The sequence below is a fragment of the Halorientalis brevis genome (assembly GCF_023077655.1).
Window position 1 is genome coordinate 319,745 of sequence record NZ_JALLGV010000007.1, and the last position, 19,694, is coordinate 339,438.

Annotated in this window: 19 protein-coding genes; 6 read left to right on the top strand and 13 right to left on the bottom strand. The window is 67.0% G+C overall.

Annotated elements, in window-relative coordinates; all coding sequences use genetic code 11:
* Positions 1-123: 123 nt before the first annotated feature.
* From MU553_RS17110 to MU553_RS17135, 6 genes are all read right to left on the bottom strand, one after another.
* Complete coding sequence (locus MU553_RS17110) at positions 124-273, bottom strand: hypothetical protein (RefSeq protein ID WP_247379726.1); 150 nt, start codon at positions 271-273, stop codon at positions 124-126.
* Positions 274-383: 110 nt separating this feature from the next.
* On the bottom strand, positions 384-728 hold the full coding sequence (locus MU553_RS17115; RefSeq protein WP_247379728.1) for a thioredoxin family protein: 345 nt from the start codon (positions 726-728) through the stop codon (positions 384-386).
* A 57-nt stretch (positions 729-785) separates the two neighbouring features.
* The gene (locus tag MU553_RS17120; RefSeq protein WP_247379730.1) at positions 786-1,490 is read right to left on the bottom strand and encodes an energy-coupling factor transporter transmembrane component T family protein; all 705 of its coding nucleotides are present in this window, start codon (positions 1,488-1,490) and stop codon (positions 786-788) included.
* Positions 1,484-2,182 carry an energy-coupling factor ABC transporter ATP-binding protein gene (locus MU553_RS17125; RefSeq protein ID WP_247379733.1) on the bottom strand — a complete coding sequence of 233 codons (699 nt, stop codon included), beginning with the start codon at positions 2,180-2,182 and terminating at the stop codon, positions 1,484-1,486. Before MU553_RS17125 ends, MU553_RS17120 begins: the two co-directional genes overlap by 7 nt.
* Positions 2,179-2,760: a biotin transporter BioY gene (locus MU553_RS17130; protein ID WP_247379735.1), complete on the bottom strand. Its 582-nt coding sequence runs from the start codon at positions 2,758-2,760 to the stop codon at positions 2,179-2,181. The genes MU553_RS17125 and MU553_RS17130 overlap by 4 nt, the downstream gene beginning before the upstream one ends.
* Before the next feature lie 134 nt (positions 2,761-2,894).
* On the bottom strand, positions 2,895-3,233 hold the full coding sequence (locus MU553_RS17135; RefSeq protein ID WP_247379737.1) for a DUF7130 family rubredoxin-like protein: 339 nt from the start codon (positions 3,231-3,233) through the stop codon (positions 2,895-2,897).
* Positions 3,234-3,392: 159 nt separating this feature from the next.
* Here MU553_RS17135 and MU553_RS17140 point away from each other — a divergent pair, with 159 nt between their 5' ends.
* Positions 3,393-3,917 (top strand): hypothetical protein, encoded by a 525-nt coding sequence (locus MU553_RS17140; protein WP_247379739.1) that lies wholly within the window; start codon positions 3,393-3,395, stop codon positions 3,915-3,917.
* Between the two features lie 12 nt (positions 3,918-3,929).
* Here MU553_RS17140 and MU553_RS17145 read toward each other — a convergent pair whose 3' ends face one another.
* The 3 genes from MU553_RS17145 to MU553_RS17155 all read right to left on the bottom strand — a co-directional run bounded on the left by MU553_RS17145 (position 3,930) and on the right by MU553_RS17155 (position 9,840).
* A complete protein-coding gene (locus tag MU553_RS17145; protein ID WP_247380123.1) occupies positions 3,930-7,619 on the bottom strand; it encodes a midas domain-containing protein in 3,690 nt (1,229 codons plus the stop codon).
* Positions 7,620-7,723: 104 nt separating this feature from the next.
* Positions 7,724-8,149: a hypothetical protein gene (locus MU553_RS17150; RefSeq protein ID WP_247379741.1), complete on the bottom strand. Its 426-nt coding sequence runs from the start codon at positions 8,147-8,149 to the stop codon at positions 7,724-7,726.
* 272 nt (positions 8,150-8,421) lie between these two features.
* Positions 8,422-9,840, bottom strand: a complete 1,419-nt coding sequence (locus tag MU553_RS17155; protein ID WP_247379743.1) for an erythromycin esterase family protein — start codon at positions 9,838-9,840, stop codon at positions 8,422-8,424.
* Between the two features lie 245 nt (positions 9,841-10,085).
* On the opposite strand from MU553_RS17155, the gene MU553_RS17160 reads away from it, so the two are divergent.
* Together MU553_RS17160 and MU553_RS17165 are read left to right on the top strand one after the other, a co-directional pair.
* The gene (locus MU553_RS17160; RefSeq protein WP_247379745.1) at positions 10,086-10,664 is read left to right on the top strand and encodes an IMP cyclohydrolase; all 579 of its coding nucleotides are present in this window, start codon (positions 10,086-10,088) and stop codon (positions 10,662-10,664) included.
* Between the two features lie 54 nt (positions 10,665-10,718).
* On the top strand, positions 10,719-11,378 hold the full coding sequence (locus tag MU553_RS17165; protein ID WP_247379747.1) for a metallophosphoesterase family protein: 660 nt from the start codon (positions 10,719-10,721) through the stop codon (positions 11,376-11,378).
* Positions 11,379-11,385: 7 nt separating this feature from the next.
* On the opposite strand, the gene MU553_RS17170 is transcribed toward MU553_RS17165, so the two are convergent.
* Both MU553_RS17170 and MU553_RS17175 read right to left on the bottom strand, forming a co-directional pair.
* Positions 11,386-12,780, bottom strand: coding sequence for a tryptophanase (locus MU553_RS17170; RefSeq protein WP_247379749.1), 1,395 nt, complete (start codon positions 12,778-12,780; stop codon positions 11,386-11,388).
* 101 nt (positions 12,781-12,881) lie between these two features.
* Positions 12,882-14,072: an aspartate kinase gene (locus MU553_RS17175; protein ID WP_247379753.1), complete on the bottom strand. Its 1,191-nt coding sequence runs from the start codon at positions 14,070-14,072 to the stop codon at positions 12,882-12,884.
* A 188-nt stretch (positions 14,073-14,260) separates the two neighbouring features.
* On the opposite strand from MU553_RS17175, the gene MU553_RS17180 reads away from it, so the two are divergent.
* Together MU553_RS17180 and MU553_RS17185 are read left to right on the top strand one after the other, a co-directional pair.
* Entirely contained in the window at positions 14,261-14,644 is a 384-nt protein-coding gene (locus MU553_RS17180; RefSeq protein WP_247379755.1) for a hypothetical protein, read from the top strand.
* Positions 14,645-14,665: 21 nt separating this feature from the next.
* A complete protein-coding gene (locus MU553_RS17185; RefSeq protein ID WP_247379757.1) occupies positions 14,666-15,163 on the top strand; it encodes a hypothetical protein in 498 nt (165 codons plus the stop codon).
* A 38-nt stretch (positions 15,164-15,201) separates the two neighbouring features.
* Here the strand turns inward: MU553_RS17185 and MU553_RS17190 are convergent, their stop codons facing one another.
* The gene (locus MU553_RS17190) at positions 15,202-16,842 is read right to left on the bottom strand and encodes a DNA-directed DNA polymerase II small subunit (protein WP_247379759.1); all 1,641 of its coding nucleotides are present in this window, start codon (positions 16,840-16,842) and stop codon (positions 15,202-15,204) included.
* A 172-nt stretch (positions 16,843-17,014) separates the two neighbouring features.
* Here MU553_RS17190 and MU553_RS17195 point away from each other — a divergent pair, with 172 nt between their 5' ends.
* On the top strand, positions 17,015-17,713 hold the full coding sequence (locus MU553_RS17195; protein WP_247379762.1) for a S26 family signal peptidase: 699 nt from the start codon (positions 17,015-17,017) through the stop codon (positions 17,711-17,713).
* A 19-nt stretch (positions 17,714-17,732) separates the two neighbouring features.
* On the opposite strand, the gene MU553_RS17200 is transcribed toward MU553_RS17195, so the two are convergent.
* Positions 17,733-19,364: a Cdc6/Cdc18 family protein gene (locus MU553_RS17200; protein WP_247379764.1), complete on the bottom strand. Its 1,632-nt coding sequence runs from the start codon at positions 19,362-19,364 to the stop codon at positions 17,733-17,735.
* Positions 19,365-19,694: the final 330 nt, after the last annotated feature.

Below are 19,694 nucleotides of genomic sequence, written 5' to 3' on the forward strand. Positions count from 1 at the left end.
CGCCACTACGGAGCGTGCAAGGAGAGCGTTCTGGTTCACGGCGGCCGCGCCGTCACGAGACGGCCGACCGGCTCACGAAACCGAACGAGCCGCAGAAACGGATGGTTGGGTCGGACGCCGACCTCAGGAGAGGTCGGGAACGAGCGGGGCGTCCGCTACGCGTGCCTCTGCCGAGCGTTTGTGAAGGCCGCCGTCCGCGCGAATGGCCGGCTGGCTGGTGGTCGTCTCGCTCGAAACCTCGGGCACGATCGGTGCAAACGCCTCGTCTCGCATCGTATCTACACCGTCGAACTCCTCCACCATAAACCTTCATCATCTATCATCGTATTAGCGGCAAGGATTGTCGCCAGCACTCCGTCGCCACCCGACGGACCCGGGTCTCGTTACGCTGCGGCGGACTCGACCCACGAGAGGAGGTCCTCGGCACCGATGAACCCCTCGGCGCGCTGGTCGACTGGCTCGCCGTCGACGAAGAGGACGAACAGCGGGACGCTCTTGACCGTGAAGCGGTCGACGAGCGGCGGATCGTCGCGGGGATTGACGAGCGCGACCGCCGCCTCGGTTTCCCGTGCGACGTTCCCGAGCACCGGTTCCATGCTCTGGCAGATGGTGCACCCCTCGGTGTAGAACTCGACGAGGGCGAGGTCGTGCCCCGAGACGAACTCGTCGAGCGCGTCCTCGTCGGCCAGGTTCGTCGGGCGGGTCGTCGGCGATTCGTCGTCGGACATACCTGTCCTAGGAGACGACGCTGGTTAAGGACGCTGCGAGAGTGACCCCCACACCCGTCACAGCAGCGCCGACACGGCGAGGCCGAGCGCCAGCACCAGGCCGGGCGCGTCCCGCCGGCCCAACGTCAGGCGCGGCAGCGTGGGGTTCCACGCGAAACAGCGGGCCTGCAACGCCAGCGAGAACGCGTCCGAGCGAGCGAACGCCCGCCGCAGCCCCGCCGTCGCGACGAGTTGCATTCGGTCTGTCAGCGGCCGCTCGGTGCCGAGGCGCGCGTGGAGCGCCTCGCGAGCGCGCACCAGATCGTCGATCAACACCGGCAGGAACCGGAACACGAAGGCGACGCCCATCCCCAGGAACTGGCCGGGCTTGCCGGGGACCAGCCACTGGACCGCCGCCCGGGACTCCCGGGTCGGCGTCGTGTGGACGTACGCCGCGCTCACGAACAGGATCAGGAGCACGCGATAGCTCGCCAGTGCCGGAAAACGCGCCTCGGCAATCGAGAACCACGGCGACCCCAGCGTCAGCCCCTCGAGCAGCGGCGCGACGAGGAGGATCGGAAGCGCGACGCGAACGTCCGACAGCGTCGAAAGCGGCGAGAGCCGCGCCGCTCCCACGATCGCGAGCGCCACCACGGTCAGCACCGCGAGGCCGCGCGGCGTCGTGTGGGCGAACGCGGCGACGGCGAAGCCCGCCTGGATCGCGAGTTTCGTCCGCGGGTCGAGCGCGTGGCCGACCGACGATCCCGGTTCGTATCTCAGCATGGTCGAACGTCGAACCCGGACAGGTCGTCCATGACGGCGTCGGGCGTACCGTCGAGCGCCACGTCCCCGTCGTGCAGGACGACGACGCGGTCGGCCACCGCGGCGAGGTCGCGCAGGTCGTGCGTGACGACGACGACGCCGGTTCCCTGGTCGTGGAGTGCGGTCAGTCGGTCGAGGACGGCCTCGCGAGCGGGCGCGTCGAGGCTCGCCAGCGGTTCGTCCAGCACGAGGTGGTCCGGCTCCATGGCGAGCGCGCCGGCGATGGCGACCCGGGCCTGCTCGCCGCCGGAGAGCTGATCGACGCGTTCGTCGCCGCGACCGGTCAGTCGGACGGTGTCGAGCGCCTCGCTCACGCGGCGATCGATCTCGGCGTGGGAGAGCCCGAGGTTCTCCGGGCCGAACGCCACGTCCGCGCGGACGGTCGCCGCGACGAACTGGTCGCGCGGGTCCTGGAACACCATGCCAACGGCCGTGCGTGCGGCCACGAGATCGTCACTGACGGGCCGTCCGTTGACCAGCACCTCGCCCGCGTTGGGGTCTGCCAGCCCGTTGAAGTGCCGGACGAGCGTCGTCTTCCCGGCGCCGTTGGGACCGGCCACCAGGACGAACTCCCCGTCCTCGATCGCGAGGTCGACGCCGTCGAGGACAGGGGTCTCGTCGTAGCGGTGGACCAGGTCGCGCGTTTCGATCATTCCGCGACGAACGCGTCGCTGCGGACGATGCCGACCGCAGCGGCGATCTTGAACGCCTCGGCCGGGATGAACGCCGCCGAGCCGGCCATGAAGGCCGCGACCGGCCCCATCCCAAGGACGAGCATGAGTCCGACGGTCCCGAAGGCGTAGATGAGCGCCGTCCCGACGAGCATCGCGCCGACGAGCCGGACGAGTCCCGCCTCGCGCGGGTTGCCGACGGTGAGCCCGCCGTGGACCACGGCGCCGACGACGAACGCGGCGACCGGCCAGGCCCACAGGTAGCCGGCCGTCGCGCCGACGAGTTGGCCGAAGCCGGCCGCGCCCCCGCTGAACACCGGTGCGCCGACGGCGCCAGCGAACAGGTACAGGACGAGCGAGGCACCGCCCCAGACCGGCCCGAGGAAGATGCCCGCGAGGAAGACGCCCAGCACCTGCAGCGTGACCGGCGCCGGCGAGAACGGGTTGGGGAAGCTGACGTACGCGAACGCGCCAACGAGCGCCGCGAACAGCGCCGCCCGTCCGATGTTTTCGACGACCTCCTCGCCGACGAGGTCCACCTCGTGCGTGTCGGTGCTCACCGCGACCACCCGGCGTACCGAGCCTGACGTGTCATTGGTCGCCACTCACTCGTCGACCGGATTGAACACTTCGGTTGACGGCTCGTCGTGCGCCAGCCGCAGCAGACCGAGTGGCAAAACGGGACTGGAGCCGGCTAGTCCTCAGTCCAGTACCCGAGGTCTTCTTTCTCGGTGCCACAGTTCGGGCAGGTCGCCGGGAGTCCGCCGTCGATCTCACCCATCTCGCCACAGACCGTACACCGCCACACGAGTTCGGCCTCCCCGAACTCGTGGCCGGACCGAGCGTGTTCGATGCTCAGCCCTTCGACTCCCTGGCGAGTCGTGACGAAGAACCCAGCTTCCTCCATCCCCCGTATCTCGCCGAGGACGTTCCCGTCGTCGTTGTAGACGACTTCGCCGAACGAGATCGATTCCGCCGCTTTCTCTGCGTCGTGCTCGCCCTCTTCGGCGGGCGTCTCTCCGCGTCCACTCATGCGCGCGTTTCGCGCTCGACGCGCTTGAATGCTCTGACACGTGCAAGCACGTCGCAAGGTCGTGGCGCTCACCGCGCTCGTGGCCGACGAGACGTCGTCGAGCGATGGCCGAAAGCGCATTTGCCAACCCCTATTGTCCGGCCGTCCGTGCCCTCGCGTATGCAGGAGTTCGTCGCCGAGAACCTCGAGTACTACGGCGAGACCCAGGGCGTGCTCCCCGAACGGCTGGACGCGTTCGGCGAGCAGTACCGTGAACAGGGGTACCTCACGCGCGAGCAGTTGTACGACGTCGCCTACGAGTCCTCGACGCGCAGCGCCTACCACGTCGAGTCGAACCCCGAGGCCCGCTGCCGGGAGGTCACGGCGAACGTCCTCACGGTCGACGGTGACTTCTCGAAGATTCAGCTCATCACCGGCCTCAGCGGGTTCAAGGCGCCCACCGCCTCGTGCGTGCTGGCCGCTCTCGATCCGGAGCGTCACGCAGTGGTCGACACGCGCGTGTGGGCCTCGCTGGACCGGCTGGACTACCTCGACGGCCGCAAGGAGAGCTTCGACGCCGCGGACTACGTGACGATGATCGAGCCGATCAGAGCGATCGCCGCCGACACCGACTACACGGCGGCCGAAGTGGGATACGCCCTGTTCGCCTACGACGACAAGGTCCGCGAGGGCACGCTCCACTAGCCACGGCCGAACTCACTGGTCGGAGTCGGAATCGTCGTCCTCCTCGTCCGCGTCGGACCAGTCGTCGGCGTCGATCGCCTCGCCGTCCGGGTCCGCGTCCCACATCTCGTCGAGGTCGTCCGTTCCGTCCTCGGTTGCATCGCCCATCCAGTCGTCGTCGAGGTCGTCCGTTCCGTCCTCGGTTGCATCGCCCATCCAGTCGTCGTCGAGGTCGTCCGTTCCGTCCTCGACGTCGGAGAACTCGCCGTCAGTATCGCCCGACTCGTCGGTCTCGTCGGCCCACGAGGTGTCGATGCCGCCGAACTGGGACTGCTCGGAGTCCGTGTCGGCGTCGTCGCCTGCCGACTCGGTCGCTTCGTCCGACTCCGTGGACTGTGCAGCGTCGAGTTCGTCCGCCCACGCGAAGCTGCGGTCGTCCGACTGCGGCGGGTCGACGTCGACGTCGTCCACCCAGGACGCCTCATCCGAGGATTCGTCCTCGACCGTCTCGGCCCACGACTCCACCACGTCCTTCGTCTCGCCGTCGCCGTCGTCGGCCACCTCGGCACTGCTGTCGCCGCCGGTCGAGGCGTCGTCGACGTCCGCCCACGACCCACCGTCGTCCCGTTCGGCGTGGTCGTCTGCCGGCTCGTCGGGTTCGTCGGCTGGCTCCTCGTCGAACGCGTCCGGCTCGACGGCCCCGTCGTCGGCGACCGACGAGACGTCGATGTCGCCCGCTTGCGAGGTCTGAATGCCGTCCGTCCACGGATCACCGGTCGAGTCCGCCGCTGACTCGTCGATAGCTTCGTCCCAGCCGTCGTCCGGGAGGTCCCGACCAACCTCGGCCTCGTTGTCAGGACCGCTGGCCGTCCGCTCGTCGGGAGCGTCCGACATCGAGGGATCGCCCTCGTCGGGTTCGGCGCCAGCCGCGTCTGCGTCCACAGCGGCATCGCCCTCGTCGGTCTCGAAGTCGGGAGTGTCCGCCGATTCGTCCGGCTCGAACTCGGGAGCCTCGTCGTCTCCCGCGTCCGGTTCGGCGACGTCGATGTCCGGCGTCCAGTCGTCGTCGGCGTCGACCAGTGCGTCGTCGAGGTCCGCCAGGTCGGCGGCCGCGTCCGCCTGGTCCTCGTCGCGGACGGCGTCGTCACCGTCGTCCAGCGTCTCGTCGACCACCGACTCGTCGCCGGAGTCCTCCAGGTCGGTTGTGTCCACGTCCGCGAGCAGATCGTCGTCGATGTCCGCCGGCCCGGCGATCGCGTCGTCGGGCGACCACCCGTCGTCGCCGGTGTCATCGTCTGGCGCCCCACCGAACGGCCCGTCGTCGGCCACCGGCTCGTCGAGCTCGCCGGGTTCGGACCCAACGTCGTCGAATACCGCGTCCGCGTCCGTCATCGGCTCGTCGGCCTGGGCATCCACGTCCGGCGCTGACTCTTCGGTCTCGCTCTCGGCGGTGACGGCGTCCTGGGACCCGTCGAACGGCGCGTCGTCGAGGTCGTCCGTCGGCGAGATGTCGATCGCGTCCTCGCTCACCGTGGCCGTGACGCTCGTCCCGCCGCGGTCCTTGTTCACGAACACCAGGGACGAGATCCGGTCGTCCTCGACGTTGATGAGGATCGTGAACGGGTCGTCGGTGGGCGTCGCGTGCGCCTGCCGCCTCGCGCCCGGCGGAATCTCGACCCAGTAGTCGAAGACGACTTCGTCGATCGTGTGGCAGCGGAATCGACAGATCAGCGCTCGCTCCGCGGCGTTGCGGAGGGTGAACGTGCCCGGCACCGGCGCTCTCGTCGTCGGGACCGACGCCTCGGCCTCCTCGTCGTCGGCCACGACCAGATCGGTCGCGTCGGCCGCCGCGTCCTCGCCGGCAGCGTCCCAGTCAGCGGCCGCGTCCATCGGGTCGTCGGTGGCCGAGTCGTCGTCCCAGTCGGCGTCGGTCCCGGTCGCGGTAGCGGTCTCGGACTGGGCACCGCCCCCGGCGGCTGCCGCGTTTGCGGTTGTCTCGCCGCCACCGACGTCGATCGGTTCGTCGGTCGGTCCCCCCGTCGCGCCGCCGGCACCGCCTGCGGGACCGCCGGCCGCAGCCCCGGCGGCTCCAGCACCACCGAAGTCGCCAGTGCCGCCCCCTGCGTCGGGACCGGCCCCGCCCGGACCGCCGAACCCGTCGGCGTCGCCGCCAGTCTCACCGAAGCCGTCGAAGTTCCGGCCCGCACCGGTCGAGTCCGGTCCCGAGTCGCCGCCGATGTCGAAGCGGTTGAACACGACGGTCAGGTCGACCAGCGGCGTGCGCCTGTCCAGCGCTTCGAGCGGATCGTCCACGAGGTCCCACAGCAGAAACAGGAATCCCGCGAGGAAGATCGAGACGATCGCGACGACGATGAAGATCGACAGCAGCGACATCTCGTCGTCGCCCGACGTGTTCGCGGCCGATCCTGCACCCGGCGTCGCGGTCGTCGGCTGCTCGCCGAGCGTCGACGCTGAGTCCGGCGTGACCAGCGGGGGCTGTGGCAGCGCAGACGACGTGCGACCGCCGAGTTTGAGTAACCAGCCGGTTCCCGGCCAGCCACGAGGGCTCCCACTCTCCCCGGCGAACACGTAACCGCCGTCGGGCGCAGCCGCGACCCCTGCGAACGAGTCGTAGCTCTGTCCGCCGTAGCTCCGGTTCCACGCCCGCGTGCCGTCGGCCCAGACGTTCACCGCCACGGCGTCGGTCAATCCGGACGCTTCCCGGCTCGTGCCGGCGAGCAGGTATCCCCCGTCCGCAGTCGGCTCCACGTCGTTGAACAGGCCCCCGGTGTACGCCCGACTCCAGCGCGTCGTTCCGTCGGCGTCCATCCGGAGCGCCCAGCCCCGCTCACCCTCACCGAACGACCGACTCGCCCCGGCGAGGATAACCCCGCCGTCGGCGGTTCCCTCCGCGGCCAGGAAGCGGTCGCCGGATCGGCCACCAAAGAACAGCTTGCGCTCGCGCTCGCCGTCGTTTCCGACCAGCAACACCAGTCCGTCGGGTCGCGGGTAGGCGATCGACGACGTCTGTCCGGCGAGCACGTAGCCGCCGGCCTGTCGCGGCTCGATCGCGGTCAGCGCGTCGCTGACCCTGACGTCGTAGCGTCGCGTCCAGTCGAGTTGGCCGTCCGACTGCAGCTTGACCAGCCACCCGTCGGTGTTGCCACCGTCGGAGTACGTCCCGACGACGAGGAACCCGTCACTCGTCCGCTGCACGTCGGCGAAGCGGTCGTCGCCGGGACCCCCGGTCGCGATTCGCCACTCGACGTCACCGTGACGATCGATCTTCAGCACCCAGCCGTCCTCCTGGTCCGTTCCCCGGTCGACGGTCGCGCCGACGAGCAGGGCACCGCCGTCGTCCGTCGGAGTCACGTCAGTGAGCACGTCGTCCGTCTCCCCGCCGTAGCTCCGGTTCCAGCGCTCGGTGCCGTTGATCGAGGCGGTCAGCACCCAGCCGTCGAGTTGGGACCCGTCCGCCGTGGTGATCGAGCCGACGGCGAACGCGGTTCCGTTCCGGGTGACCTCTACCTGATTGATGGTCCCGGCAGTCGGTCCGTACGTGCGATTCCACCGTTCGGGTGGTGGGTCCGCCGGCGTCGCCGCTGCATCCGTCGGAGTCGCTGTCGCCGCGGCTGTCGGTGCGGCCACGCTCCCGCCGACCGACGGCAGCGAAAGCAGCGCCAGGACCGCGACGAACGCGACGAGTCGCCGGCGAGACCCCATCGTATGCTGCCTCTCGGGTACCAGACACTAAGTGTTCGGGGCCGTGTCGAGCATCGAGACGCCACCAGCGAGGGCACGTCGCCGGCACCGGCCGGCCGCGCGAGTCAGTCGTTTCGGTTGAAACCGGGCTGCGACCCCGCGTCCGGCGGCGACGCGGCGACCCAGTTGGCCTCGTCCAGCACGAACGTCGAGATTCGGGCGGCGACCTCGCGCGCGGACTCCTCGCTGGTGAAAAAGGAGAGCTGTCCGAGTGACTTGCCGATGCTCCGACTCACTTCCGTCGTGGGCCGACTCTCGTCGCCGACGATCGACTCGACTTCGCGGGTGACCCGTTCGTCCAGTTCCGACACCGCCGGCTCGGCGAGTTCAGAGTCGGCCGGAAGCAGGTCGTACGTGATGGCGAACCCTTCCTCGTACTGCTCGATCGCGAAGAAGGGGAGTTCGTCCGCTTCGGCCGCCTCGTACTGCTCTTCGACGGTCGTTCGGTTCTCGTACAGTGGAACCTCGGAGGGATCGTAACCTGCTGGCACAGCTAGCCCTAGCAGCCAATGCGGTATGTACCTGTTCCCGCCCCGGCCGTCAGATGTTCGTGGCACCGTCAGACTGAAAACATCTCGACTCGAAACGAAGGATGGCGCAGTCGCTGTGTCCGTGCCAGCACACGACATCGTGGTCACTGTGCCAGTGCGGTGACAGGCCAGCCCGAGCAGACGACGCGACGACATGGGGATTATCACTGATCCGTCCGCCTGTCACCGCGGTATTCCACTTTCGAGCGCGTGAGCCACGGCTGTCCCGCCGGCTACTCGGCGAGCGCGAATGACGCCGGCGACACCTCGCGCACGAAGACGACGCCGTCGTACACCGTCCCTGGAGCGGCCGGCAGCGGAACGGCGCCCTTCTGCGCTGCGCGCGGGACGGAAAACTGTATCTTCGAGGTGCCGTCGAGCCACGACGCGATAGCGGATCGCTCACGCGCCGACGCGACGTCCAGGAACAGCCGCGGCGAGGAAGCGTCCGCGAGCGTCGCCGCGAGCGTTCCCTCGACTGGCCCACCGAGTTCGTACGTTCCGAATTTAGTCCGATCGTGGTTCTTCGGTGCCGTGAACGAACCCGTCCCGAACAGCATCCCCAGCGAGTAGTAGTCGTCGCCGAACCGCTCGGTCAGGTACTGGCCCATCCGCGCCCCCTGCTGATCGGGGTTGCTGTAGCCCCGCATCGTGTGGTTCGAGTTGCCCATCACGACGGCGCGCTCCGAGCCAGTCCAGTCGCGAAGCCACGCGACGTTCTCCGCCATCATCTCGTCGCGGACCTCCTTTCCCCGGAGGTAGTTTTGGTCGGCGAGCGCCGCCTGGAACTGCAGTCCCGTCTCCAGCGTCTCGACGTGCCGCTCGACGAGTTGCCACTCGGACTCCGAAGTCTGTTCGACGTACGCCCGTTTCCGAGCCTGCAACCGCTTTCGGAGGTCCTCGACGAGCGACGCCCGGGCGTCGGTCAGCAGGTCGCCGTGTGATCCCTGGTAGAGGGGCTTCGTGAGCGGTTTCAGTGCGTCGTCGATCGTCCCCAGGTAGTCCGGGTCGACGCGCTCCAGGTACGACCTGATCGCAGCGGCGTTGCGGTCGAAGTGCTGGGCGTCGTACCCGCGGACCACCACCTTGTCCGATTCGGAGCGACCCTCGTTGAACCCCCGGAGCCACTCGAACAGCTGCTCGATCCGGTCGCTCTGCCAGAAGTAGAACTGCAGCGACGACATCGCCGTTTCGAGGTCGCCCTCGCCGCGCGTGACGTAGGCGTTGACGGACGCGAAGTCGCCGAGCGTTCCCTCGATGGCGAGCAGCCGGTAGCCGTGGTCGCCGACGAGCCGGCGAACGAGCTGGCCGGGGATCGCCTTGAACTCCCGGACGCCGTGTGAGTTCTCGCCGATGCCGACGATGGGCGTCTCCGCCAGCGTCTCGGCGACGGCGTCCAGGTTCTCCGAGTCGTCGGTCAGCTCGAACGGGACGGCTTCGCGCTCGATGGCTCCGAGAAGCGCTGACGACCCGTCGGCCGTGGTCGTCCGCGTCGAGTCTGCCGTTTCCTCTGGACCGGGAGTCCCGGTGGTCGTGCCAGTCGTCTCGGTTTGTTCGCTGTCGCTCCCGGCGCACCCGGCGAGGACACCGCAACTCGCCGCGGCGGCCAGGCTGACGAACCGTCGACGTGAAATGGAGGGCGTCGATCGCATTGGTCTCACGCCGACCTATCACCGTCGGCGTAAAGGAGCCGGGTGCAGAGTTTCGAAGCCTGAAGTCGTGCTGTCAGCGGCAGGACGTGACACGGTCCACTCACGGCAGTCGGAAGCAGGAACGCGGGGAAGCCTCCACAGCGGCTGTTCGACACCGGAATCACCGGCGGTCGCCCAGCCAGCGACGAGTTGGCGAGATGGCGTCAATCGACACCTACTTTCCCCAGAGGCGGCGAGAGAGTCGTATGTACGTCGGACGCTTCATCGTGGTCGCACCGGATCGCGCAGCATACCGCGTCTCCTCGCGGTCGTTCCCGAACCGCCAGGTCATCGAACGCGAGGGCGGCACGCTCACGGTCGTCCCGACGGACGACGCCGAGGAGACGGACAACCCCTACATCTCCTACAACTGTCTGCGCCAGACCGACGACGCGGCGGTCATCGGCAACGGGACGCAGGTCGATCCCATCACCGAGAAACTCGAGCTGGGCTACCCCGCGCGGGACGCGCTGGCGGAGTCCCTGCTCGCGCTCGACTACGAGAAAGACGACTACGACACGCCGCGCATCGCGGGCGTGGTCGGCGACGAGGAGAGTTACATCGGCATCGTCCGCCGCGACGCGCTGCTCGTCGAAGCCGTCGACGAACCGACGCTCGTCGCGACCTACGAGAAAGACACCCCGGAAGCCCACGGCCTCGTCAACGAGGACGCCGCGGGCATCGCCACCGAGCTGTACGACCTGGAGTTCGAGCACGCCGTCTGTGCCGCCGGCGTCGCGAAAACCGACGACGGCTTCGAGACGGCCGTCGAGAACGGCGAGTAAGTCGGCCACCAGTTCCGCGGGGGACTTTTCCGCCTCGGCTACGAGGACTCGACCATGCAACTGGGCGTCGTCTCGGACATCCACAGCAACAGGGTGGCGTTCGAGGCCGTCCTCGACGACATGCCGGCCGTGGACGGGTACGTCTGCGCGGGCGACGTCGTCGGGTACGGCCCCTGGCCGGCCGAGTGTCTCGACCTCGTTCGGGACCTCGACGCGCCGACGGTGATGGGCAACCACGACCGGGCGGTCGCCACCGGCGCCTCGTTCTCGTTCAACAGCATGGCCGCCGCCGGTGCCGAGTACAGCCGCGACCAGCTCTCCGAAGAACAGGTCGACTGGCTGTACGCCCTCCCGACCGAACGGACCGAGTTCGAGGGCCGCGTCAAGATCGTCCACGGTCATCCCGACGACCCCGATCGCTACACCTATCCCTCGCTGTTCAAAGCTGACCTGCTCGACGACGAGGACGTCCTCGTGATGGGCCACACGCACGTTCAGGCCCACGAGGCCTTCGACGAGGGGATCGTGATGAACCCCGGCAGCGTCGGCCAGCCCCGCGACGGCGACCCCCGCGCCGCCTACGCGATCGTAGACCTCGACGCGATGACGGTCGAGGAACACCGCGTCGAGTACGACATCGCAGCCGTCGAGGAGGCCGTCGCGGATGCCGGCCTCCCCGCGAAGATCGGGAAGCGGCTGCACAGAGGGCGCTGACTAATCGTCACTCCGCGACCGGTTCCAGGCGCGCCGAGAAGTGGCGCAGTTCCTCGATCGGCGGCTCGTCGACGATCTCGTAGCCCGAGACCTCGTCGCGACGCTCGAAGACGGCTTCGACGGTTTCGGCGACGTGTTCGATGTGTTCGCGGTGATACGTGCGCCGCGGCAGCGCTAGCCGGACGTACTCCGGGCGGTCCGTGTCCGGGAACGCGAAGCTCCCGAGTTCCACCGCTCGGACGCCGCCCTCCCGATACAGTTCACAGACGAGCGCCTGCCCCGGGAACTCAGTCGACGGAATAGCCGGGAAGAACGCGCCGGCGTCGACGTACACCGCGTGGCCGCCCACGGGTTCGACGATCGGGATTTCCGCGTCCCGAAGCAGACCGGCGAGTTCCCGGACCTGGCCGATGCGGTGTTCGAGGTAGGGCAGTTCGACGGCTTCCCGCAGCCCGACGGCCAGCGCCGCCAGGTCCCGGCCCGCCATCCCGCCGTAGGTTGGAAAGCCCTCGTAGAGGATCGCGCGCTGTTTGCAGTGCTCGAAGAGGTCCGGATCGCGCATCGCCGCGAACCCGCCGATGTTCGCGATGCCGTCTTTCTTCCCGCTCATGACGACCGCGTCCGCGAGTCCGAGTTGCTCGCGCGCGATCGCCTGGATCGACGCGTCCTCGTACCCCGGCTCCCGGCTCGGGGCTTCGTCGCTCGCACCATCCGAGGGACTTCGTCCCTCGCGTTCCCGCACGAAGTACGCGTTCTCGGCGAACCGACAGGCGTCGATCACGAACGTCGCGTCGATCTCGTCTGCGAACTCCCTGACTGCGCGGGTGTTCTCGACGCTCACCGGCTGGCCCGCGTTCGAGTTGTTCGTGATCGTGAGCACGACGACCGGGACGGCGTCGGCACCCACGTCGTCGACGTGCTCGCGGGCACGCTCGACGGAGAAGTTGCCGTCGAAGGAATTGCCCTCGTCTGCGGATTCGGCGCTATCGACGGGACAGTCCACGGCGACGCCGCCGTTCGCGGCGACGTGGGCGCGGGTCGTGTCGAAGTGCGTGTTGTTGAGGACGTGGTCGCCCTCGGAGACGAGCGTGCCGTAGAGGACGTTCTCGGCACCGCGGCCCTGGTGTGTGGGAACGACCTGCTCGAACCCCATAACGTCCTGGACGGCCGCTTGCAGGCGGTCGAAACTGTCGCTCCCGGCGTAGGCCTCGTCGCCTTCCAGCATGGCGGCCCACTGGGCGTCGCTCATCGTTCCGGTGCCGCTGTCGGTCAGGAGGTCGACGAACACGTTCTCGGAGTCGAGGTTGAAGACGTTGTACCCGGCCTCTGCGAGGGCAGCCTCCCGTTCCTCGCGTGGCGGGAGAGTCGTGACGCCGGCCATCTTCGTGACGTACGATCGCATATCCGCCGCCAGGGCAGCCAGTGACTTAGTCCTCGGCGGCCAGACGTGTGCAGAAAAGCACCGATGTGTGCGGCAACGTCGGCGATCGGACGCCGACGCGGTTAGTTGTCGAAGACGCCCTGGATGAGTCGGAGCGCGTCCTCACCGTTCTCCCAGTCGACGAACACTGCGACCGAGGTCGCCGAGGTGATGACGTCCTGGACGTTGATGTGGTCCTCGGCGAGCGGTTCGACGATGCGGTGGACGATGCCCGGCTCGGTCTGGAGTTCGCCGCCGGTGACCCGGATGACCGCGAACGGGTCCGCGACGGTGATCGACGAGAGGGTCTCGGAGTCGACGACCGCGTCGTGGAGCAGCGTCTCGGCCTCTTCGGCGTAGTCTTCGTTCAGATAGAACGTGATCGAGTCCATCCCCGAGGAGACCGCGTCGATGTTGATGTCCTCGTCTGCGAGCGCGGTCGAGAGTTCCGAGAGGATGCCCGGGCGGTTCCGGATGGCCCGGCCGGCGATGGTCAGGCAGGCCAGTTTGTCCTCCTGGAGGTCGATGAGGTTCTCGAACTCGCCCTCGATGTTCGTCCCGCCGGTCATGATGTCGCCGTGCTGATAGTGGACGACGCGGACGCCCATCTCCGAATCCTTGTAGGTGAGCGCGCTCGGTGCGACCACTTCGGCACCGCGGAACGAGAGGTTGCGGAGTTCGTCGACGGTGATCTCGCCGACGTTGCGCGCGCCTTCGACGACGCGCGGGTCACCGGTCATGACGCCTTCGACGTCGGTGACGATGACGACCTCGTCGGCGTTCATGTACTTCCCGAGCATGACGGCCGAGGTGTCGGAGCCACCGCGGCCCAGCGTCGTGACGTTCCCGGCGTGGTCCTGCGCGAGGAAGCCGGTGATGACGGGCACGACGTCGTCGTTGTGCATCTGCTCTGCGAGCACCTTCGCGCGGCGGGTGGTCTCCTCGACGTCGACCTCACCGTGTTCGTTCGTGATGACCGGCCAGTCTTCGCTGCCCGGTTCGAGGAAGACGGCGTTGACCCCGCGTGCGGAGAGCGCGCCCTTGAGCATGCGGACGGAGGTCCGCTCGCCCATGCTGACGATCTCGGCGCGGTCGGCCTCGTCGGCCTCGTACTGGATCTCGTCGAGCAGGAAGTCCGTGGTCGACCCCATGGCGCTGGCGACGACCGCGACCTCGTGGCCGTTCTCGACGGCGGCCGTGATCGAGTCGGCGGCACGGTTGACCCGGTCGCCGTTCCCGAGACTGGTTCCGCCGAACTTCGCGACTACGCGCATCCGCCCACCTCCAGGTGTGTGTGGTTGTGGCTCATGTTCGCTGGCTTGTCTAGCGGCGGGGATAACTGCTTTCATTTGCAGGATGTCGGACCGGTTAGCAGTCTCACAGCACGGGCGACAGAAGCCGGGGAGTGCCCGACATCGATTTGTGGATAAACGTTTTGGCCAGTGAGGGGAAACACGAGTGCATGGACGTCCGCGACGCCGTCGAGGCAGACGCCGACCGTCTGGCGGAACTCACCGGCGCGCCCACCGACGTCATGACGAACCTCGTCCACGACCGGACGGTCAGGGTCGCGGTCGACGACGACAGCATCGTCGGCTTCGTCAGCTACGACGCCCGCGAGCGAACGGTCCACGTCACCCAGCTCGAAGGGTCGCCGGACACCTGCGACCGGCTCCTCGAAGAGCCCGTCCGGTTCGCCGAGCGCGAGGACATGGCCGTCGAACTGCTCGTGCCCGAACCGAACGACGACATCAAAACCGCCGCCGACGACGCTGGCTTCGACCAGGTTGGGTCGGGGCCGCTGTTCGACGGCACCCCGACCGTGAAGTACCGACTCGATAGCTAACCCGTTCCACCCGAACTGTTCGTGTCCCGAGTCCGTGACGGCGCGCTCGCCCTCAGCCGGCGAGTCGCACCATGGCAGGTCCTCATCGTGTCCGCCGTCGTCACGGTCCTCCTCCCGCTCGACATCCTGCTTATGATCGAAGACCCGATCTTCGTCTGGCACGACGACCAGCTGCTGTTCGTCTTTACCTCGGGGATCGACACCTGGGTGCCGCCACTGTCGGTGACGGCAATCGCGTTCGGGTTCGGGATGGCAGGCGCTCACGTCGGCACGAGCGCCAGCGAGCAACCACGGCGAACCGCAGCCATCGGGATCGCTGCCGGGTATCTCCGGTGGGTGGTCGCATTCGTCGGATTGTCGCTGGGCAGTTTGCAACTTGCCGGGTACGCGGCAGTAGCAGTAACTGGTGGTCCTTTCTGGTACGGATTAGTGTTTTTCTGGCTTCTATTCTCCGCGGTCGCCGCGATTGTCTTCACGACCGGCGTCGGAGTTGGGTTCCTGTCGAAATACGTACGATGACTACGCGGTAGTGAAGAGCAGTAACGACGGGAAGAGGCTCACGCGAACTTTCGGATCGTCAGGTTCAGCGTGTCCAGATCGACGATCGGCGCCATCGCGCAGTCCGGGTCGATGTTCACGCTCTTCTGGAAGTCCGTCTGGGCCTGCCAGCACCCGGAGTTGATCGTCAGCACGTTGTGGTACTTCCCGTAGCCGAACTTGTGGACGTGGCCCGAATGGAACACGTCCGGCACCTCGTCGATGACCAGGTAGTCCTTCTCTTCGGGTGCGAGGCGGGTGTGGCCGCCGAACTGCGGGGCGACGTGGCGTTTCTTCAGGAGCTGGTACATCGCCTTGTGGGGCTCGTCGTAGCTGGCCTTGTCCTCGGGGAGTTCGGCGATCACTTCGTCCAGCGAGACGCCGTGGTACAGCAGGAAGGAGACGCCCTCGACGGTGATCGTCGACGGGTTCGAGTGGATCGAGCAGTCGTGGGCCGACATGATCTCGCGGAGTTCCTCGTCGAAGCCCGGCTGGGGTTCCGCGAGGCGGACGGCGTCGTGGTTGCCCGGGATCATCCGGATCTCCATGTCGCCGGGGACTTCCTTGAGGTGTTCGCTGAACGCCTCGTACTGGTCGTAGATGTCGATGATCGAGAGTTCCTCGTCCTGGTCGGGGTAGATGCCGACGCCCTCGACCATGTCGCCGGCGATGAGGAGGTACTCGACGTGTTCGGCGTCCTCCGTGTGGAGCCAGTCGGTAAAGCGGTGCCAGGCGTCGGCCATGAACTCCTGACTGCCGACGTGGACGTCGCTGATGAGCGCTGCACTGACCTCGCGGTCGGCCGTCGACGGCTGGTAGGTGCGCGGGATCTCGGGGAAGTAGAGGTTGTCCACGAACAGAATGCCGTCGCCGTCAGCGTTGTCGTCCGAGAGCGTCCCCTCGACGGCGATCACCTCGTCGAACAGCAACTCGTCGACGAGGTCCGCGATGTCCCTGTCTTTCATCACGAGACAGGGGTACGTTCCGTTCGTGTCCTCCAGTTCGATCAACCAGTGCCCGCTGGCGGTCGAACGAATGTCAGACACCATCCCGACGATCGCGGCCTCGCTCCCGCCCGCCATGGCCTGGAGCGCGTCCGTCGGGCGGTGATTGATCCGCCCGCGCAACTGCCCGGCGAGTTTCTCGTAGCGGTCGCGAAACACCGCGACGAAGTCGCTGTACTCCCCCGTCCCGGTCGACTGTCCGGTCATGTCCCCCGCCACCTCGACGACGTGCTGGGACGTGTCGATCGTCCGGCCAGTTTCGGGTGCGTCACCCTGTCCCGGTGACCCCCCTGTTTCGACTGGAGTCTCTCCACGGGGAGCGTTTGGTTCACTGGACGTGTGGGATTCGGTTCCAGTCGAACCGGAGGGGTCGTCGGGCGCAGGTGCGGTCGTCGCAGGGGGTTCGCCTGGCGACGCAGTGGCAGCGGCACTTCCGTCGGTCGTCCCACCACCAGGACCGTCAGTGGCGCTGGCCAGGGCCGTTCGAACGTGATCGACGGTGAGTTTGATCGCGTCGTCGGGGGCGGTTTCGAGTGCGCGGTCGAGCGCGCGTTCCGGATCGCCGGCGTTGGCGAGCAGCGTCACGGCTTCGCGTTCGGCGTTGTACCCGCGCTTGGCGAGGGCTGTGACGATGCGAGCCGGCGTCTCCAGTGGCACGGAAAGTCAGTGGAGTCGACCAAACAAAAAGGATAGCGAATCGAGGGTGGTGGACATCGACCGGAACGTACCGGGCGGGACCTGGGCACAGAGTGTAGTACGAATGTGTGCCAGGAGACACCAGTGCGGTGACACACAAAGTTGAAGCAGTGGCCGAGATAATCCTGTTTCGATGAGTGATCGTAGTGAGGAGCGGAGGGGGCCGCGGTCCGAATCGTCGTCGTCCCCGGGTGACACACGGGGGGGTTCCTTTCTCGACGATTTCCTCGGGAGTATCTTCGCCGTTCTCGGCATCGGACTCCTGCTGTTTGCGATCAGTGGCGTCTGGCCGCCGATGGTCGCAATCGAGAGTCCCAGCATGGAGCCCAACATCGACACCGGTGATCTGGTCTTCGTCATGGAAGAACACCGGTTCCCGGGACCGCGATCGGTCCGGGACACGGGGGTCGTCCCCGTCTACCGGGCACAGAAGTCCGGCTACGCGAAGTTCAACCTCCCCGGAGACGTGATCATCTACGCACCTGACGGCGACACGGAGGCGACGCCGGTGATCCACCGCGCCGTCTTCTGGGTCAACGAGAGCGAAAACTGGTACCAGACGAAGGCCCAGAACAAGTTCCTCCCGGAAGACAAGCGCAGCTGTGAGGCGCTCGAGTACTGTCCGGCGAATCACTCCGGGTTCGTCACACTCGGAGACAACAACCCGACGTACGACCAGCTCGGGTCGTCCGGCGTCTCCGGCATCGTCAAGCCCGAGTGGGTGATCGGCACCGCCGAGTTCCGGATGCCGATCATCGGACGGCTCCGCCTGGGCGTCGGCTCCGTCTCACCGGTTCCGAGCGTCGAAGCAGCCGAGATCGCGGTCAGCTAAACGCCGCAAAAAGTTTCTCTCAGTTGTCGAAGCGCGCCTGCACGAACGGCTGGATGTCCTCGATGTCCCCGAGACGCGAGTCGCTGAGAAGGACCGCTTCCGTCTCCTCGATAGGAACCGAGAGGCTGATCTCCTTGGTCCGGCCGTAGCGGCCTTTGCTCACGACGACGGCGTTGACGATCCCGAGCATGTCCAGTTCGGAGATGAGGTCGGTGACCCGACGCTGCGTGAGCGTGTCGGCGTCGATCTCCTCGCAGAGCCGCTTGTAGATGTTGTACACCTCGCCGGTGTTGATGTTGTGGACGCCGTTTTTCTCCAGGAGGATGATCGAAAAGAGGACGAGTTTCGACTGCGTGGGGAGCGTCCGCACGACCTCGACCACGCGGTCGAGTTCGATCTTCTCCTGGGCGCGCCGGACGTGGTCTTCCTCGACGCGTTCGGTCTGGCCGCGCTCTGCGAGTTCGCCCGCCGTCCGGAGCAAGTCGAGCGCACGCCGGGCGTCACCGTGTTCCTGTGCGGCGAAGGCGGCACACAGCGGGATGACGTCGTCCGAGAGCGCGTCGTTCTCGAAGGCGACCTCCGAGCGGTGCTGGAGGATGTCCCGGAGCTGGTTGGCGTCGTACGGCGGGAAGACGATCTCCTCCTCGCCGAGGCTCGACTTGACGCGAGGATCGAGGAAGTCGGTGAACTTCAGGTCGTTGCTGATCCCCATGATCGACACCCGGGATTTCTCCAGTTCGGAGTTCATCCGCGAGAGGTTGTAGAGTGTGTCGTCGCCGCTCTTCTCGACGAGTTTGTCGATCTCGTCGAGCATGATGACGACCACGCGTTCGTGGTAGTCGACGGCGTCGAAAAAGGTGTTGTACACGCGGTCGGTCGGCCACCCGGTCATCGGCACCTCCTCGAACTCGTCGCGGTCGTCGCGGAGCTGTTCGATCTTCGCGTCGAGGTCCGCCACGGTCTCGACGTCGAGGTCTGACTCCCCGAGCACTGTGTCGTCTTCGCGTGCGCGCTCGCGCAGGTCCTCCAATTCGTCGAGGCGGTCGTCGATGACGCCACGGTTCTTCTCGATGAACTTGTTGGCGAGTTGGGCGAGGACGCGATACTGGGTGTCGGTCACCTCGCAGTTGATGTACTCGACCTCACAGGGAACCTCGTACTTCTGGGAGGTCGTCTCCAGTTCCTCGCTGACGAACTTCGCGCTCGCGGTCTTGCCAGTGCCGGTCTTCCCGTAGATGAGGATGTTCGACGGCGTGTCCCCGCGCAGCGCGGTCACGAGGATCGTCGCCATGTTGTTGATCTGTTCTTCGCGATGGGGAAGCTTGTGTGGCGTGTAGGAGGGACGCAACACCTCCTTGTTCTCGAAGATCGGGGCGCCACTCAGGAGATCGTCGAACAGGCCCCGTGAGGCCTCGTCCGCGTCCTCACCACTGGGCGTCTCTTCTAAGACCACGTCGTCGAGTGACGGGCCGTCGTCCTCGCCACCGAGTGACGGCCCGTCACCGGTCGTCTCGTCTGGGCCGACGCTTATCGAGGGGGCATCATCGTCGACCTCGTCCGCGAGGTCGTCGACCGAAGCCCGACCGTCAGGCCGGTCTGAACCGCCCGTGTTCACGCCGGAGTCATCTGATTCGTTCCCGCCGTCTGTCATATGTGCGACCCCTCCGTTTCAGGTGGAGAGAGATACCTCGCGCCCCAGGAAACACCGCGAAACAGGGTAGAGATGCGATCATTACGCTGATTCGCGAATTTCGGGACGTCCAGTTGAACCACAAGAACCCGTGGTTGACTTCGTATTAAACATTTCGATAGTTAAGGATGAACGGGGGGACAATCGGACCTTGCTGCGACCATTGGAACGCAGCAGTCCTCTCTGAGAGGACAGCATACGGAACCAGTTGCGTCCACACGATCCGATCGAGAGTCTCCGCTATGCAGTCGGACTACGGGTCGGAGAGCAGCGGTTCCCGTCCAGCGCCTG

Excerpts from the sequence above, each read along its gene's own strand:
- MU553_RS17110 (WP_247379726.1), bottom strand. The coding sequence starts at position 273 with ATGCGAGACGAGGCGTTTGCACCGATCGTGCCCGAGGTTTCGAGCGAG.
- MU553_RS17115 (WP_247379728.1), bottom strand. The coding sequence starts at position 728 with ATGTCCGACGACGAATCGCCGACGACCCGCCCGACGAACCTGGCCGAC.
- MU553_RS17120 (WP_247379730.1), bottom strand. The coding sequence starts at position 1,490 with ATGCTGAGATACGAACCGGGATCGTCGGTCGGCCACGCGCTCGACCCG.
- MU553_RS17125 (WP_247379733.1), bottom strand. The coding sequence starts at position 2,182 with ATGATCGAAACGCGCGACCTGGTCCACCGCTACGACGAGACCCCTGTC.
- MU553_RS17135 (WP_247379737.1), bottom strand. The coding sequence starts at position 3,233 with ATGAGTGGACGCGGAGAGACGCCCGCCGAAGAGGGCGAGCACGACGCA.
- MU553_RS17140 (WP_247379739.1), top strand. The coding sequence starts at position 3,393 with ATGCAGGAGTTCGTCGCCGAGAACCTCGAGTACTACGGCGAGACCCAG.
- MU553_RS17145 (WP_247380123.1), bottom strand. The coding sequence starts at position 7,619 with ATGGGGTCTCGCCGGCGACTCGTCGCGTTCGTCGCGGTCCTGGCGCTG.
- MU553_RS17155 (WP_247379743.1), bottom strand. The coding sequence starts at position 9,840 with ATGCGATCGACGCCCTCCATTTCACGTCGACGGTTCGTCAGCCTGGCC.
- MU553_RS17160 (WP_247379745.1), top strand. The coding sequence starts at position 10,086 with ATGTACGTCGGACGCTTCATCGTGGTCGCACCGGATCGCGCAGCATAC.
- MU553_RS17165 (WP_247379747.1), top strand. The coding sequence starts at position 10,719 with ATGCAACTGGGCGTCGTCTCGGACATCCACAGCAACAGGGTGGCGTTC.
- MU553_RS17170 (WP_247379749.1), bottom strand. The coding sequence starts at position 12,780 with ATGCGATCGTACGTCACGAAGATGGCCGGCGTCACGACTCTCCCGCCA.
- MU553_RS17175 (WP_247379753.1), bottom strand. The coding sequence starts at position 14,072 with ATGCGCGTAGTCGCGAAGTTCGGCGGAACCAGTCTCGGGAACGGCGAC.
- MU553_RS17180 (WP_247379755.1), top strand. The coding sequence starts at position 14,261 with ATGGACGTCCGCGACGCCGTCGAGGCAGACGCCGACCGTCTGGCGGAA.
- MU553_RS17195 (WP_247379762.1), top strand. The coding sequence starts at position 17,015 with ATGAGTGATCGTAGTGAGGAGCGGAGGGGGCCGCGGTCCGAATCGTCG.
- MU553_RS17200 (WP_247379764.1), bottom strand. The coding sequence starts at position 19,364 with ATGACAGACGGCGGGAACGAATCAGATGACTCCGGCGTGAACACGGGC.